The following is a 15,549-nucleotide window of genomic DNA, read 5'->3' as shown; positions in this document are numbered from 1 at the left end:
CGCGGCACCGTTTCGGTGCCGGTGACCCGCACACGGAATGTACCGGCCCGGTAACCCGGGCGCAGCGACTTGGGAAGATCGTGAGTGGGCTTACGAGGCGGAGGAGACGACTCCCGCGAGCCTGTCGGCGGCCGCCTGTGCGGTGTCGTGCGCGGGGGCTTCGACCATGACACGGACCAGCTGTTCAGTGCCCGACGGGCGCAGCAGGACACGGCCTTCGTCGCCGAGTTCGGCCTCGACGGCGCCGACGGCGTCGCGCACCGCGGCCGAGACGGCGACCGCCGCCTTGTCCGCCACGGGGACGTTCACCAGCACCTGCGGCAGGCGGTTCATGACGGCGGCGAGTTCGGCGAGCGACTTGCCGGTGGACGCCATGCGGCTCATCACCCGCAGCGCGGTGAGGAGACCGTCGCCGGTGGTCGCGAACGCGGGGAGGACGACGTGGCCCGACTGCTCGCCACCGAGGGCGAGCCCGCTCGCGCGGAGCTCCTCGAGGACGTAGCGGTCTCCGACGGCGGTGGTGACCAGGTTGATTTCGTGCGCGCGCATCGCCAGGTGCAGGCCGAGGTTGCTCATCACGGTCGCGACCAGGGTGTTCTTGGTGAGCTCGCCGGTCTCGGCGAGAGCGAGCGCGAGGACGGCCATGATCTGGTCGCCGTCGATGAGTTCACCCGCGGCGTCGACCGCGACGCAGCGATCCGCGTCACCGTCGTGCGCGATCCCGAGGTCGGCGCCGTGCTCGACGACGGCCGCGCGCAACGCGTCCGGGTGATTCGACCCACAGTGCTCGTTGATGTTCACGCCGTCCGGGTCGGCGTGGATCGCGATGACCTCGGCGCCGGCCTTGCGGTAGACCTCGGGGGCGGCGAAGGACGACGCGCCGTTGGCACAGTCGACGACGACGCGCAGGCCCGCGAGCGGGTGCGGGGTGGCCGAGAGCAGGTGCTGGATGTAGCGCTCACCCGCGTCGGGGACGTCCTTGACGCGGCCGACGCCGATCCCGGTCGGACGGGCTACGGGAGCGGCGAGACCGGCCTCGATCTCGTCTTCGATCCCGTCGGGAAGCTTGTGGCCGCCCGCCGCGAAGAGCTTGATGCCGTTGTCGGGCATGGGGTTGTGGGAGGCGGAGATCATCACGCCGAGGTCGGCTTCGAGCGCGCCCACCAGGTAGGCGACGGCGGGCGTCGGGAGGACGCCGAGACGGAGGACGTCGGCGCCGGCGGAGGTGAGGCCCGCCACCACGGCGGCCTCGAGCATCTCGCCGCTGGCGCGCGGGTCACGGCCGACGACCGCGACCGGCCGGTGCGAACGGTCGTGGGCGGCGAGGACGCGCGCGGCGCTGGCGGCGAGCGAGAGCGCCAGCTCCGGGGTCAGCTCCTCGTTGGCGAGGCCACGTACGCCGTCGGTACCGAATAGACGAGCCATCTGTCGACCTCCTTGAAAAACCACCACGACAACCTAGCGAGCCCCGAAAAAGTGCGTTTAGCGGGCTAAACGCGATACGCCTGAGGCGCATGGGGCAGGTGGGACCACCGGGAAAACGGGACCGAAAGACCCCGGAAACACGGAAGCGCCCATCCGAGAGACGGATGGGCGCTTCCGCGGGGTGCGCCAGAGGCGCGATCAGCGCTTGCTGTACTGCGGAGCCTTACGGGCCTTCTTGAGGCCGTACTTCTTCCGCTCCGTGGCGCGAGCGTCACGGGTGAGGAAGCCGGCCTTCTTCAGGGCCGGGCGGTCATCGGCGTCGACCTCGACGAGCGCGCGAGCGATCGCGAGACGGAGCGCACCGGCCTGGCCCGAGATCCCGCCACCGTGCAGGTTGGCGAAGATGTCGAACGAGTCGGGCTTGTCGACCGTCACCAGCGGCTCACGGATGAGCTGCTGGTGCACCTTGTTCGGGAAGTACTCTTCGAGCGTGCGGCCGTTGAGCTTGAACTCACCGGTACCGGGGACGACGCGGACCCGGACGACGGCTTCCTTGCGGCGGCCGACGGTCTGGGCGTTGCCACCGGCGGCACGCGACGGGCGCGCGGCGGCCGGGGTCTCGCTGGTCGCGACAGCGTCGCCGACTGCGGGGGTCTCCGTGGTCGCGACGGCCTCAACGGCCTCGGTCGCGGTCTCCTCGGTGCTGGTCACAGACTGTTCCTCACTCACTGCGCGACCTGCGCGATCTTGGTGATCTCGCGCGCCTGCGGCTGCTGCGCGGCGTGCGGGTGCTCAGGGCCGGCGTAGACCTTGAGCTTCTTACCCTGGGCGCGGCCGAGCTTGTTCTTCGGGAGCATGCCCTTGACGACCTTCTCGAGCAGGTGCTCGGGCTTGGTGTCGAGCAGCTCGCCGAAGGAACGCTTACGCAGACCGCCGGGGTAACCGCTGTGCCGGTAGGCGAACTTCTGCTCGCGCTTGTTTCCGGTGAGCGCGACCTTCTCGGCGTTGACGATGATGACGAAGTCACCGGTGTCCACGTGCGGGGCGAAGGTCGGCTTGTGCTTGCCGCGCAGCAGCGTGGCGACCTCGGTCGCGAGCCGGCCGAGCACGACATCCTCGGCGTCGATCACGTGCCAGGCACGAGTGACGTCGCCGGGCTTGGGGCTGTACGTGGGCAAGGGTCTACCTCGTCGTCAACATTGCGTGTGGGTTCTGTGCGGGCCTAGCGCTTACGCGCCGCAGCGCACAACGACATATGAAGATACCCCCACGCCCGACCCTACTGCGAAGCGGGGGTCGGTCCGGGGTCCCATACTAGGACCGGCGCCCGGCGGGCGCCCCGCAACTGTACCTCGCCGGTGTGGCGGAACCGCCCACGGCATCGTCCTTCGCGGGAGAGGATGAGACGATCCGGACGCGCACCGCGCGCGGGGACTCGATCAGGGGAACGGCGATGAACAAACGGCCAACGACCATCTTGTGCGTGCTGGGTGCCGTGCTGGCGCTCACCACCGCCTGCGGCCAGGCGCGTGCGGGCACCGCCGTGCCGAAGGGCGCCGACGCGGCGACCTACGTCGGCACGAAGTTCGAAGCGGCGATGAACAAGCTGCAGGACACCATCGGCGACCAGCGCGACGTCACCAGCGAATCGGGCGCCTACTTCCGCTTCGACGAGAAGTACATCCGCAGCACGATCTCCTCGGCCCGCACCGGTTCGCCGGAGAGCCGGGTCAGCCGCCACCGTTCGCAGAAGAACCCGGACGACAGCATCGACTGGTACACCCCGGGCGATGGGGCCGTCGAGTACGCGTACCTCGGGCCGGCCTACAAGAGCCTCGCGCCGACGCCGTGGATCTCGATGCCCAAACCCGAAGCCGGGCTGGCCATTCCGTGCGCGTGGAGCGGGATCATCACCGCCTGCAAGATGGCCGACGCCATCGCCGTGGCCTACAACGCGGACAAGAAGATCGTGAAGGGCGCCAAAAGCCTTCCGGAGAAACGGATCGAGCTGACCGCCGACGTCCCGTTCGGCAAGTTCCTCGAGCGGCGGGTGGAGATCCTGCCGGCGTCGATCAGCGACGCGATCACGGAAGAGATGAAGAAGTCCCCGGTGCCGACGACCGTCTCCCTCAACGCGGACGGGACGCTGAACCAGATCGTGATGGACGCCAAGTTCGAGGGCGGCGGGCACAAGATCGAGCTGCGCTACGACTTCCGGTTCTCGGGCAAGGCGTCCGCGCAGGACCTGCCGAAGCTGCCGGACGCGGCGCAGATCACCGTGCTGCCGGACAAGGCCGCCCGTGACGACTTCTACCGCCGGTTCACCGAACTGAAGGGCGTGTGAAGGATGACCGAACGCCTTCGTTCCGACGCCGTGAAGTTCTCGAAGCCCCGAGGTGACCACCGATGAGCCAGCCACCCGAACAGCAGCCACAACAGCCGCAGCAGTGGTGGCAGCCACCGGCGAATCCCGGGAACCAGCAGCAGGGCTGGCAGCAGGAGGGGCAGGCCACCGGGCCGCATGCCGGGCAGTGGCAGCAGAACGACGCGGGCGCGGCCACCGGTTCCTACACGGGGCAGTGGCAGCAGGCACCCCAGCCCGGTGTCACCGGCTCGTTTTCCGGGCCCTGGCAGCAAACCGGCGCCCCGGCTCAGGGCCAGGCGTGGCAACCGCAACCACAGCAGCCGATGCCGCAGCAGCAGGATTGGCAGGCGCCGCACCAGATTCCGGGCACTCCCCCGCAGGGGCAGTACGGCGGCGGGTTCCAGCCCGCGCAGTCGTCCCAGTACGGCGGACTCGGCGCTTTCGGTGCGGAGCCGGAAAAGAAGCCGAAGGTTTCGAAGAAGACGTTGCTGATCGGCGGGATCGCCGCGGTCGTCCTGCTCGGGGGTGGCGTCGGGGCCTGGCTGCTCGGCGCGTTCGCGGGTGACAGTCTCGATCAGAAGTCGGTCCAGGACGGTGTCGTCCGGGTGCTCAACGAGCACTACGGGGAACCGGACGTGAAGAACGCGGAATGTCCTTCCGGGCAACCGGTGGTGAACGGCACCACTTTCGATTGCTCGATCGACCTTTCGGGACAGCGGAAGAAGGTCACCGTCCGGGTGCTGAACACCACCCCGGAATTCGAGATCGGCGCCCCGCACTGACCGCCACTCGAAAACGACGGAAGCCGCGACGGGAACGCCCGTCGCGGCTTTTTTCTTTCACCCAAACGAAACGGCGGGCTCGGCATCCGAAGATGCCTGCCCGCCGTTGCTCGTTCGGAGCGTGAGACTCAGAACAGGCCGGTGACGCCCTGCTCCGTGCTCTGGTAACCGTCGGCCAGCTGCGGCAGCACGCCGGCGACCTGCGCGAGGAGCTGCTTGAGCTCGTCGAACTTGTTGTCCCACTCCTGCTGAGCGGCCAGGTACGCGGTCTGCGCGTCACCCTGCCAGGTGTTGACCAGCGGGGCGAGGTCGCTCTTCAGCTGACCGAACAGGGACTCAAGTTCGCCGCCGGTGCTCGAGCAGTCGTCCGCCGCCGCGTGGATCGTGGCGTAATCGACCTTCATCTCGGCCATGATTTCCTCCAGTGGTTAAGAAAGACTTTGGGTTTGGAAAAGGGTGGAACAGAAGATCAGCCGAGGACGCCGAAGCCCTTGTTGACCGAGTTGATGAGTTCCTGCTGCTGCTGCTCGGAAGCGTTGTACTTCGAGCCCGCCTGCTCCAGCAGTTCACCGATGTTCTGGAGAGCCTGGTTCAGCCCCCGGCCCGCTTCGTCGAAGCGCTTCATCACGTTGTTGAACGCAAGAGCCGCGTCACCGGTCCACCCCGCGCGGGTGGCCTCGATGTTGTCGCGAAGCTTGCTCAGGTTCTGGTCCATCGAGACGCGAACCTCGGTCACCCGCTTCTCGGACTGGGTGAACTGTTCGACGCTTCCTTGAAAACCAGCAGCCATGGGAGCTACCCCCTTCGTTCGTGGTTATCCGCACTTGGTGTGTTCGTTTCGTACGGACCTACGACGGAGACCCTGCCACGTCTGGTTCCCCCTTGTCGCTGTTTGGTTTCAAGTAGTTGCTTGCGTGAACGCTCCCCATGGGAACCGGGCATCGATGAGCCGTCCACACCTTGCGAATCGTCCGCGGAAATGGGCTTTCACCACGGGATTTCGCAAACGCACAGCGATCGATCATTCGACGCGGCGCATGATTCGCGACTGCGAAAAGTCCTCGTCGTCGTCACCCACACGTGGCCGTCTGGCCGCGGGTTCTGGCCGAAAGGGAACCAAGTCTGCCGCCGAGGGCAAAGCGGGAACCGGAAGACCGGCGCCCGCGCGGAACCGTTTCGCGGCGTTCCGGACGACAGCGGGGGTCGGCGCGGTCTCGCCGCCCGCGAGCCGTCCCTTGCCGAATTGCTTCGCCAGTTCGGCGTTCTCACCCCGGCGGCGTTCGAACCGCGCTTTGGCGGTGCGGGCGACCTGCCGGGCATAGGTGACCGCGTCGCGCCCTGTGCGCGCGAAATGCTCTGCGGCGGTCTCGGGTTCGGGTGGCATGTGCCTCCCCCTTCAGTTGACGACCACCATCGTTTTGACGACCTGCTCGCAGGCCGCGCTCACCCGCGGTTCGAGCGGTGAGCCGGTGCCGTACTGGCAACCGATGTGGACGCGGATCTTTCCCTGAGCGACGACGTACCAGTCGACGCGTGCCTTCGGCTTGGTCTCGCGGTAGTAGATGACGGTCTTGCCTGCGTAGTTCGCGGAACCGTTGAAGCCACTGTACTTCTCGGGCTCTCGCCCGGCCTCGGCACTGAGATCGTCGACGAGTTTCTGTCTGTCGGCCGTCGCGTCGTAGTTCATCACGTACTCCTGGGCGACCACGAGGTCGTCCCCGGCGAGGGAGTCGTTCGGATGGATCACCACCTGGCGCTTGGCGACGCGGTCGTCGGTCTGCGTCCAGTCCATCGGCGCGATGAAGCGGTAGTCGTACTGGGCGAGGGGCCGTCCTTCCGGCTCGGCCTCCCCGCTGTTGACCGCGAAGAGGACGCCGCCGACGACAGCCGCCACGGCCACGACGGCCGCCGCGATGATCCAGGGCGTCTTCTTGCTCTTCCCGCCCCGCTCGGCGGGCTTGGTCTCGCGGGAGGGCTCAGCGGGCCGCCACGGCGGCGGTGTCGCGATCCCCTGCTGTCCCATCGGAGGCGACGGTGGCCCCTGCCGCGTCGCGTTTAGCGGGCTAAACGCGCTCTGCGGGGGCGGGCCGGGCTGGTGGGGGCCGGGTGGGAACTGAGGGCGCCGGTCGGCGGGGGCAGGAGTGGGGGCGCCGCCGACGCGGGAGACCGCGGAGCCCGCCAGCGATCCCGTCCGGTCCGGGTCGATCAGCACCGCGCGCAGGGCGCCGCGGGCGACCACGGTCTCCGGCTGGTCCAGGGTGGTGGGCACGACGCCGGTCCGCTCGTGCACGAGCCGCGACACCATCGGGATCCGGCTCGACCCGCCCACGAGGAAGATCGCCGTCAGCTGCTTCGGCCGCAGCCCGGAATCCCCGATCGCGGCCACGGTCAGCTCGACCGCGCGCCCGAGCGGGCCCGCGATGAGCCGCTCGAGATCTTCCCGGGTCACGTGGGCGTCGGCGAACGGCGGCGGCATCGGCACGTCGGTGTACGCGTGCCTCGACAACGTCTCCTTCGCGCCGCGCACGTCCTGTCGCAGGACGCGGCGACGGCGCCTGTCGGTGAGCTCGCGGCCCTCGACCAGCTTCCGCCATTCCGGCGGATCCACGGACGACACCAGTGAACCCACGTGTTCCAGGAGCGCCTGATCGACGTCCGCGCCCCCGAAGCTCGGGTCCCCCCTGGTGGCCAGGACCTGGAACCCGGCGCGTTTAGCGGGCAAACCGCGATCCGCCGGGCTCCCGGGCATGCGCTGGACCACGGAGACGTCGACGGTGCCGCCGCCGAGGTCGAGTACCGCGAGGGCGTCCCCCGGCCTGCCGCTGAACTCGACGGTGCGCTCGGAATTGAGATCGGCCGGGGCGAACGTCGCCGCGTGATAGACCGCAGCGGCGACCGGCTCCGGCACGAGGGCGACCTGACGAGCGAGCCCGCCCGCCGCCTGCCGGAGCAGACGGGTCCGTGTCGCGCCCCAGTCGGCCGGGTGGGTCAGGACGAGCAACTCGACCTCGGCGTCACCCGCGAGCCGGCGCGCCTCTGTCACCGCGCGTTTCAGCACGGCGTGGACGACGTCGGTGACGCGGAGGACGTTGTCGCCCAGCAGCAGGTCGCCTTCGTCGATCCGGCGCTTCGGGTTCGGCTCGTAGCGCGACGGATCCACCGCCGCCTGCCGTTCCGCCTCCTGGCCGACGAACAGCGTCCCGTCCGGCGCGGCGTAGACCGCCGACGACATCAGGGGCTGCCCGTCCACCACGACGACCTGCGGTTCGCGGCCGTTGATCGAAGCGACTACGCAGGTGCTCGATGTCCCGAAGTCCACCGCTACCCGCACAGTCACTAGCCACTCCCGCAGATCGTCGTCGTCACCCCAAGCCCGGCCCGTACCTCACCTGGTTCCGCGGGAGGTCAGTCCGGCTGGATCCACGAGACCTGCATGAGCTGCTTGCCGTGCTTCCGGGTCACGAGGTTTCCTCGGCCCGGCGGCATCTGGCTCGGCTTCACGTTGGAGACGAGGTTGCCCTCGTCCCGCGAGCCGTTCATGACCATACCGGGCGCCGCGATCTCCCTGAGCTTGCCGAGGATCGGGTCGAACATCGCCCGGCTCGCGCCACCACTGCGGCGCACCACGATGACGTGCAGACCGACGTCCTTCGCCTGCGCGAGGAACTCGGCGAGCGGCTTCAGCGGGTTGCTCGTCTGTGTGGCGACCAGGTCGTAGTCGTCGACGATGATGAACAGCTCCGGACCGGTCCACCAGGACCGGGTCTTCAGCTGCTCCTGCGTCACGTCCGGACCGGGGAGCCGCCGGGTCATCGACCCGTGGACGTCCTTGACCATGCTGTCCAGCTGCGCGGCGGACACCGCGTAGCCGAGCAGCTGGTCTCCGCCGACGAAGCCGAGCATCGTGCGCCGGTAGTCGACGAGGATGACGACCGCTTCCTGCGTCGTGTACCGCTCGGTGATGCCCCGGGTGATCTGGCGCAGCAGGTTCGTCTTGCCCGACTCGCCGTCCGCGAACGCGTAGAAGTGCGAATCGGCGGCGAAGTCGAGGTAGATCGGCTGGAGGTCTTCCTCGTTGACGCCGATCGGCACCAGCTTCGTGTTGCGCTTGGTGTCGATGCTGAGGACCTCGTCGTAGGTGACCATCTCGGGCAGCAGGCGGACCTGCGGCGCCGGGCGACCCCGCCACGCGGCCTTGATCTTCGCCACCGCGTCGGCGACACCGGCGGCGACGTCGTCCGGGTTGCTCGATCCGTCGATGCGCGGGAGACCGGTCAGCAGGTGCAGCTTGTCCCTGGTCAGACCGCGGCCGGGACGGCCGGACGGGACGTTCACCGCGACCCGGCGGTCGATGTCCGACTCGCTCGGGTCACCGAGGCGCAGCTCGAACCGGGTGCCGATCATGTCCTTGATCGCCGGGCGGATGTCCGCCCACCGGTTCGCCGCGATCATGACGTGCACGCCGTAGGAAAGCCCCTGGGTGGCGAGCTTGGTGATCGAGGTCTCCAGCTCGTCGAAGTCGTCCCGCAGCGCCTTCCAGTTGTCGACGATCAGGAAGGCGTCACCGAAGGCGTCTTCTTCGGGCTTGATCTCGCCCCGCCGCTTACGGTTGCGGAACTCGTTCATGGAGTCGATGCCCATCGCACCGAACCGGCCTTCCCGCTCGGTGAGCAGGGTGGTCAGCTCGGCCACGATCCGGCGGGCCTTGTCCGGTTCGCGCCGGGCGACGGCGACACCACCGACGTGCGGCAGGCCCTGGAGACCGGCCAACGTACCGCCACCGAGGTCGAGCGCATAGAACTGCGCTTCCTCGGGGGTGTGGGTCAGCGCCATGGACATGATCAGCGTCCGGAGCATGGTCGACTTGCCCGACTGCGGACCGCCGACGATCACACCGTGTCCGGCGGCACCGGAGAAATCGGCCCAGAGCAGGTCACGACGCTGCTCGTACGGACGGTCGACGATGCCCATCGGCACCTGCAGCCGTCCGTTGCCGAAGAACCCGACCGGGGAAAGGCCGCGGTCGTCGGTGGGGTTCAGGTTCGGCAGCAGGGTGTCGAGCGAGTTCGGTTCCTTCAGCGGCGGCAGCCACACCTCGTGCGCAGGCGGGCCCTGGCCGATCAGCCGGGACACGATCACGTCGAGCTCACTGGGCTCGACGGCCTCCTCGGGCTTGGCCTGCTCGACCGGCGCGGCCTCGATCTGCTGCGGCTCCGGCTCCTTCGGCAGTTCGACGAAGTCCGGGACGAACAGCTGCGGGCGCTTGTCCGCGCGGACCACGGTCGCGACCGGGCCCGCCGCCTTGATCCCGGCGGGCCGGTACGGGCCCGAGACGTACGAGGCCTTGAAGCGGACCAGCGTCGAGGTGTCGTACTTGAGGTAACCGCCACCGGGCACGGACGGCAGCTCGAACGCGTCGGGCACGCCGATCGCGGCACGGGATTCCGCGGCGGAGAAGGTCTTCAGGCCGATGCGGTAGGAAAGGTGCGAGTCGAGACCGCGCAGCTTGCCCTCTTCCAGCCGCTGCGACGCGAGGAGCATGTGCATCTGCAGCGACCGGCCCAGCCGTCCGATGGCGACGAACAGGTCGATGAAGTCCGGCTTCGCGGCGAGCAGCTCGGAGAACTCGTCACAGACGATGAAGAGCGCGGGCAACGGGTCGAGGTCGGCACCGTTCTCGCGGGCTTTCTCGTACTCCCAGACGTTCTTGAAGTTACCGCCGTTCTTCAGCGCCTCCTGGCGCCGGTTCATCTCACCGGCGAGCGCGTCCTTCATGCGGTCGACCAGCGTGACTTCGTCCGCGAGGTTGGTGATGACCGCGGAGACGTGCGGAGCGGCGTCCAGACCCATGAACGTCGCACCACCCTTGAAGTCGACGAGGACGAAGTTCAGCGTGCTCGACGAGTGCGTGGCGAGCATGCCCAGCACCAGGGTGCGGAGGAACTCGGACTTACCGGAACCGGTCGCCCCGATGCACAGGCCGTGCGGGCCCATGCCCTCCATCGCGGCTTCCTTGATGTCCAGCTCGACCGGCTGGCCGTACTCGCCGACGCCGAACGGGACGCGATAGCGGTCTCGCACCGGGCGCGGACGCCATGCCTGCTGGACGTCGAAGGTCATCGGGTCGCCGGGGATGCCCAGCAGTTCGAGCAGGCCGGGGTTGGACAGCAGCGGCTCTTCCTCGGCGGCGTCCTGCGCGGCGGTGCCGACGCGGTACGGGGCGAGAAGTCGTGCCAGCGCTTCGGATTCGACCACGCTGAGGGTGTCCGGACGGCCGAACCACTCGACGCCGCCGGCGCTGCGCGCGCCGAGGCGGTCTTCCTCGACGACCAGCCGCAGGCCGCGACGGGCCGCGAGGTTGCCGATGGAGTCGGAAAGGTCGATCAGGGTGACGCCGACCAGACCCTCTTCGAGGATGATCTGCTCCTCGCGGGTGACCTCGGCGTCGTCGACGATGATGACGACGTGCGGCTGGTCCGGGGCGGGCGTCGCGTTGCGGGAGAACCGCTGGCGGTCACGGAGTTCTTCGTCGAGCCACTGTTCGATCTGCGCGAGGGAGCCCGCCATCATCCGCAGCTGGCCGATGCCGTCGGCGAGCGCCGGGTGCTGGGCGTGCGGCAGCCACTTCGCCCACTCCCACTCCTCCTTGGCGCGGCCCGCCGTCGCGACCGCGATGAGGACGTCGTCGGGGCTGTGGAAGGTGACCAGCTGGGCCAGCATCGCCCGGGTGAGGCCGCGGGTGAGGCCGCGGTCGCCCTGCATGCTGACCGCGGCGAACCCGCGGAGGGTGATCTGGGTCGGCAGGTCCGGGACGATCGAGTGCGCGCGGACGAACCGGCGCAGCGCCAGCGTGGCGATCGGCTCGAGTTCGTCGACAGGGCCGGTCTGCGGCGGCACGAGCCGCGTCGCGAGCCGATGCGAGCTGCGGCCGACGCGGAGGTGGAGGAAGTCCTGGTCGTTCTGGCGGCGTTCCCACATGCGGCGGCTCGCGGCCAGCGACCACAGCGTCTGCGGGTCGGGGTGGACCCACTCGAGCGCGGCGCGCTGGTCGACCATGGCCTCGCGGGCCCTGTCACGCATCTGGCCGAGGTAGCGCAGGTAGTCCTTGCGGTCCTCGTCCATCTCGGCCTTTTTGGCGCCGCCGCCCTTGCCCGCGCCGCCGGCCATCATGCCGACGGTGCTGAGCACCATCATCCCGCCCATCATCATCATCATGGGATTGCGTCCACCCGTGGTGAACATGAAGACCATCATCCCGAGGGACGCGACGATCATCACCGCGGGAAGCAGCTTCATGACGATGTTGCCCGGGATGGTGCGCGGCACCTCTGGCGGCGGTTCGAGATGCACCTCGCCGCCCGGCGGGCGCGGTGCCGCCAGGCGCGGTGACTTCTTGAACTGCAGCGTGCTCATCGAAGGACCCCTCTTCAAACTCGACGATGGCGGCCACCGTTGGTGCGCGTACTGGTGCGCGAGACAACCTATCGAACGTGGCCGGTGAAATCCGGACAACGCCGAGAACGACCCCGACCGGGGCCGTACGCATGTCGGGAGTGTAGGGCTCCGTACCGACAGTCCCCAACGAACCCGCAGGCCTCCGGCCAGGGCGCGGCGACTTTAGCGGGCAAAGTGCGATCCGGCGGCCGTCGACTTTCGCGGGCTAAGTGCGATCCGGCGGGCAGTGGACCTCCGGGATGCTTAGGGCCGCTAAGCGTCGCAGTTTGCCCGCTAAAGTCGCCGCGCCGGCCGCTGGCGAGAGGCCGAGGAGGGCGCCTGCCTACTTTTGCCGGTCTTTTTCCGACAGTCGATGATGTGGGCACCCGGGTTCGGTATAGGTTCCCCGGGGACCAGACTTTCAGGGCAGGGGGAAGGCAGTGGCAACGGGCACGACGGTATTCAGCAGGGTGACGGTGGTCGCGCCACGCACCCGGATCGACGTGGCTTTGCCGGCTGACGTCGCGGTGGCGGACCTGCTGCCCATGCTGTTGGAGATGGCGAAGGAGGCGACGCCCGACGGCGGCGCCCGCCACGGCGGCTGGGCGCTGGCGAAGCTGGGCGACGCGCCGCTCGACCCGAGCCGGACCCTCGCGTCCCTCGGCGTCGTCGACGGCGAACTCCTGCAGCTGCGCAAACGCAACGAGAACCCGCCGCCTCCGCTGTACGACGACGTCGTCGACGCGATCGCCGAGTCTTCCCCGGACAGCTTCCGTCCGTGGACCAAGGAGACGGCGCGCCGCTTCGGACACATCGCGGGCGGCCTGGCGCTGTTCTTCGCGGCCCTCGCTCTCTTCACCAGCGGGTCCTTCTACGGCGGCAACGCCCTCGCCGCCGCGATCGCGGGCGGCGTCGGCGCGATCGCGTGCGTCGCCGTCGGCGCGACACTGGCCAAGGCCTACAAGGCCGAGGCGACCGGCGTGCTGATCGCCGCGGCGGGCGGTCTGCCGCTGGCCTTCGTCAGCGGGTTCTACATCGTGCCTGGGCTGTCCCTGTGGGCGAACCTGCTGCTCGCGAGCGCTCTCGTGATCATCGTGGCGGCGGTCTGCATCCTCGTCATCGGGCACGGGATCACCACCTTCATCGCGGCCGCGACGACGGCGACGATCTCGGCGCTGACGTTCCTGGCCGCGACGCTCATCGACACCCCCATCGCCGGTGTCGCCGCCGGCGCGGTCGCGTTCTCGCTGGCCTGCATCTCGATCCTGCCGCGCGCGACGATCAAGCTCGCGGCCCTCCCGACGCCGCACGTTCCCGGCAGCGCCGAGGAACTCAAGGAAGACTCGGGCTTCCCGGACTACCGAGCCATCGAGCGCCGCACCGCGGTCGCCCACGAGTACATGACCGGTCTGCTGACCGGCTGCGGCGCGGCCACGGCACTGTTCGCGATCATCGCCTCGACGTCTCCGTCGATCTTCGGCCCGATCCTCGGCGTGATCGCCACGCTGGTCCTGCTCCTCCGGGCGCGGGCGTACGCGAACGGCGCGCAGGCCATCGCGCTGCTGACCACCGGAATGGTGTCGGGCGCGGGCATCCTGCTCGGCTGGATGTGGTCGGCGAGCCCGCTGAACCGCGTCCTGTTCGTGTTCGGCGCGCTGCTGCTGATCGGCGCCGGCGCGCTCGTGGTCGGCGTGATCTTCCCGAACCAGCGCTTCTCGCCGCCGCTGCGGCGGACCGTGGAGATCTTCGAGGCCGTCTTCATCGCGACGGTGCTCCCGCTGGCGCTCGGCGTCATGGATCTCTACACGACGCTGCGCCACCTCAACTTCAAGTGACGACCCGATCGGATGATGCTCTGATGGCTGTAGCGCGGAAGTCCAGGGGGACGCGCGTCCGCCACCTCGGCTTCGCCGGACGTACCGGAACGGTGCTGCTGGCGGCCGGTATCGGTGTTCTTTCACCGGCGTCGGTGGCGCTTCCCGCGTGGGCACAGCAAAGCAGCGTCGCGCCGGACGCCGGCGGCTACTACGCGACCCCGCCTCCGGTGGACAAGTCCAAGAAACCGGCGGACGAAAACAAGCCGGACAAGAACTACGAGCAGAAGACGCAGTGCGTGCAGCGCAGCAAGCTCGGCGGCGACCAGGTCGACATCAAGAACCGCCCGTGGGGCCAGGAGTACCTGCAGATCGAAAAGGTGCACCAGCTGATGCGCGGCGCCACCCAGTCGGTCGGCGGGGGCATCAAGGTCGCCGTGATCGACACCGGCGTCACCGCGCACCCGTACTTCGACGGCCGTGTCGAATCGGGGGGCGACTACGTCGCGACCCCCAACGGCGGCAAGGCCCCGGGACTCGAAGACTGCGACGGCCACGGCACCGAGGTGGCGGGGATCATCGCGGCGAACCCACCCGACGCGAGCATCGGGTTCAGGGGGGTCGCGCCGGATGCCACGATCCTGTCGATCCGTCAGTCGAGCCAGAACTACGAGGAAGCGGAGAAGAAGGCCGAGCCGCCGCCCGCGTCGAGCTCCGGTCCGCCTGCTTCGTCGAACAATCCGGGTTCACAGCTTCCGCCGTCCTCGCAGGGGAACGGCGCTGTCGGCGGCGCGGCGGACGGGACGGCGCCCGGCCAGGACAAGGGCGGCCGTCAGCAGGAGCAGGGCAAGACCGCGGGAACGCTGAAGACCCTCGCGCAGGCCGTGGTCCGGGCCGTCGACAGGGGCGCCCAGGTGATCAACATGTCGGTCGACAACTGTCGCCGGGCGGACGGGAGCATCACCCTCGGCGAGCAGCAGCTTCAGGCAGCGGTGAACTACGCCGTGGAGCGCGACGTGGTCGTCGTCGCGGCAGCGGGCAACGTCGGCGACAAATGCCCGCAGAACGATCAGCCGGACCCCAAGTCCCCCAGGATGATCGTCACTCCGCCCTGGTTCGCCGACGACGTCCTCTCGGTCGCGGCGATCGACGACACCGGCGGTGTCGCGGATTTCAGCGTCAACGGGCCGTGGGTCAGCGTCGCCGCGCCCGGCACCAAGATCATTTCGCTGGACCCGGCGGAAGGGTCGAGCAGCCTGGCCAACCTGACCATCGAGGGCAACGGGGAACCCGGCGCCATCCAGGGGACCAGCTTCGCCGCGCCGTACGTCGCCGGTGTGGCCGCACTCGTGCGCGCGAAGTTCAAAGGTCTGACCGCGCGTGAGGTGATGAACCGGATCAAGGCGACGGCGCAGCACCCGGCGGCGCCGGGCGGGCGTGACAACTTCGTCGGCTTCGGGGTCATCGACCCGATCGCGGCGCTGACGGCGATCGTGCCGTCGGAGGCGGACAAGGCCAAGCCGGTTCAGCTGCCCACGGATCTGCCGCCCCCGAACGACCGCGACTCCGCCCCGATGATCGTCGCCCTCGCCGGAACCGGCGGCGGCCTGGTGGCGCTGCTCGTCACGCTGTTCGTGGTGCATTCCGTCCGCCGCAACCGGCCGACCACCTCACCCGGCCGCAAAACCCCGTAGGACTTGCGTTTCGCGGGCTAATCGCGATCTGTCCG

12 protein-coding genes are annotated in these 15,549 nt (G+C 69.0%); 4 read left to right on the top strand and 8 right to left on the bottom strand.

The annotated features are described in order from the left end of the window. Nucleotides 1-90 precede the first annotated feature (90 nt). From glmM to rplM, 3 genes are all read right to left on the bottom strand, one after another. Nucleotides 91-1,425 carry a phosphoglucosamine mutase gene (gene glmM / locus ACLJRM_RS11780; protein ID WP_410662997.1) on the bottom strand — a complete coding sequence of 445 codons (1,335 nt, stop codon included), beginning with the start codon at nt 1,423-1,425 and terminating at the stop codon, nt 91-93. Nucleotides 1,426-1,623: 198 nt separating this feature from the next. Beyond that, nucleotides 1,624-2,136 carry a 30S ribosomal protein S9 gene (rpsI, locus tag ACLJRM_RS11775; protein ID WP_037314753.1) on the bottom strand — a complete coding sequence of 171 codons (513 nt, stop codon included), beginning with the start codon at nt 2,134-2,136 and terminating at the stop codon, nt 1,624-1,626. 14 nt (nt 2,137-2,150) lie between these two features. After that, nucleotides 2,151-2,603, bottom strand: coding sequence for a 50S ribosomal protein L13 (gene rplM, locus ACLJRM_RS11770; protein WP_101612195.1), 453 nt, complete (start codon nt 2,601-2,603; stop codon nt 2,151-2,153). A 275-nt stretch (nt 2,604-2,878) separates the two neighbouring features. Between rplM and ACLJRM_RS11765 the strand changes: the two genes are divergently transcribed. Both ACLJRM_RS11765 and ACLJRM_RS11760 read left to right on the top strand, forming a co-directional pair. Then, on the top strand, nt 2,879-3,769 hold the full coding sequence (locus ACLJRM_RS11765; protein ID WP_410662996.1) for a hypothetical protein: 891 nt from the start codon (nt 2,879-2,881) through the stop codon (nt 3,767-3,769). Between the two features lie 62 nt (nt 3,770-3,831). Continuing rightward, nucleotides 3,832-4,572, top strand: coding sequence for a DUF4333 domain-containing protein (locus tag ACLJRM_RS11760; RefSeq protein ID WP_410662995.1), 741 nt, complete (start codon nt 3,832-3,834; stop codon nt 4,570-4,572). 128 nt (nt 4,573-4,700) lie between these two features. Here the strand turns inward: ACLJRM_RS11760 and ACLJRM_RS11755 are convergent, their stop codons facing one another. The 5 genes from ACLJRM_RS11755 to eccCa form a co-directional block, all read right to left on the bottom strand. Beyond that, nucleotides 4,701-4,985 carry a WXG100 family type VII secretion target gene (locus tag ACLJRM_RS11755; RefSeq protein WP_410604444.1) on the bottom strand — a complete coding sequence of 95 codons (285 nt, stop codon included), beginning with the start codon at nt 4,983-4,985 and terminating at the stop codon, nt 4,701-4,703. A 56-nt stretch (nt 4,986-5,041) separates the two neighbouring features. Beyond that, nucleotides 5,042-5,362, bottom strand: a complete 321-nt coding sequence (locus ACLJRM_RS11750) for a WXG100 family type VII secretion target (RefSeq protein WP_005166828.1) — start codon at nt 5,360-5,362, stop codon at nt 5,042-5,044. 231 nt (nt 5,363-5,593) lie between these two features. Next, nucleotides 5,594-5,956: a hypothetical protein gene (locus ACLJRM_RS11745; protein WP_101612191.1), complete on the bottom strand. Its 363-nt coding sequence runs from the start codon at nt 5,954-5,956 to the stop codon at nt 5,594-5,596. Nucleotides 5,957-5,968: 12 nt separating this feature from the next. After that, nucleotides 5,969-7,909 carry a type VII secretion-associated protein gene (locus tag ACLJRM_RS11740; protein ID WP_410662994.1) on the bottom strand — a complete coding sequence of 647 codons (1,941 nt, stop codon included), beginning with the start codon at nt 7,907-7,909 and terminating at the stop codon, nt 5,969-5,971. Nucleotides 7,910-7,977: 68 nt separating this feature from the next. Next, nucleotides 7,978-11,985, bottom strand: a complete 4,008-nt coding sequence (gene eccCa, locus ACLJRM_RS11735) for a type VII secretion protein EccCa (RefSeq protein ID WP_101612189.1) — start codon at nt 11,983-11,985, stop codon at nt 7,978-7,980. 491 nt (nt 11,986-12,476) lie between these two features. Between eccCa and eccD the strand changes: the two genes are divergently transcribed. Both eccD and mycP read left to right on the top strand, forming a co-directional pair. Beyond that, nucleotides 12,477-13,841, top strand: a complete 1,365-nt coding sequence (gene eccD, locus ACLJRM_RS11730; RefSeq protein ID WP_101612188.1) for a type VII secretion integral membrane protein EccD — start codon at nt 12,477-12,479, stop codon at nt 13,839-13,841. A 23-nt stretch (nt 13,842-13,864) separates the two neighbouring features. Further along, nucleotides 13,865-15,514, top strand: a complete 1,650-nt coding sequence (mycP, locus tag ACLJRM_RS11725) for a type VII secretion-associated serine protease mycosin (RefSeq protein WP_410662993.1) — start codon at nt 13,865-13,867, stop codon at nt 15,512-15,514. Nucleotides 15,515-15,549: the final 35 nt, after the last annotated feature.

It is taken from the genome of Amycolatopsis sp. lyj-84, assembly GCF_046549075.1.
Taxonomy (GTDB): Bacteria; Actinomycetota; Actinomycetes; order Mycobacteriales; family Pseudonocardiaceae; genus Amycolatopsis.
The sequence above is the reverse complement of the archived record's forward strand: the minus strand, read 5'-3'. Positions and strand labels throughout refer to the sequence as shown.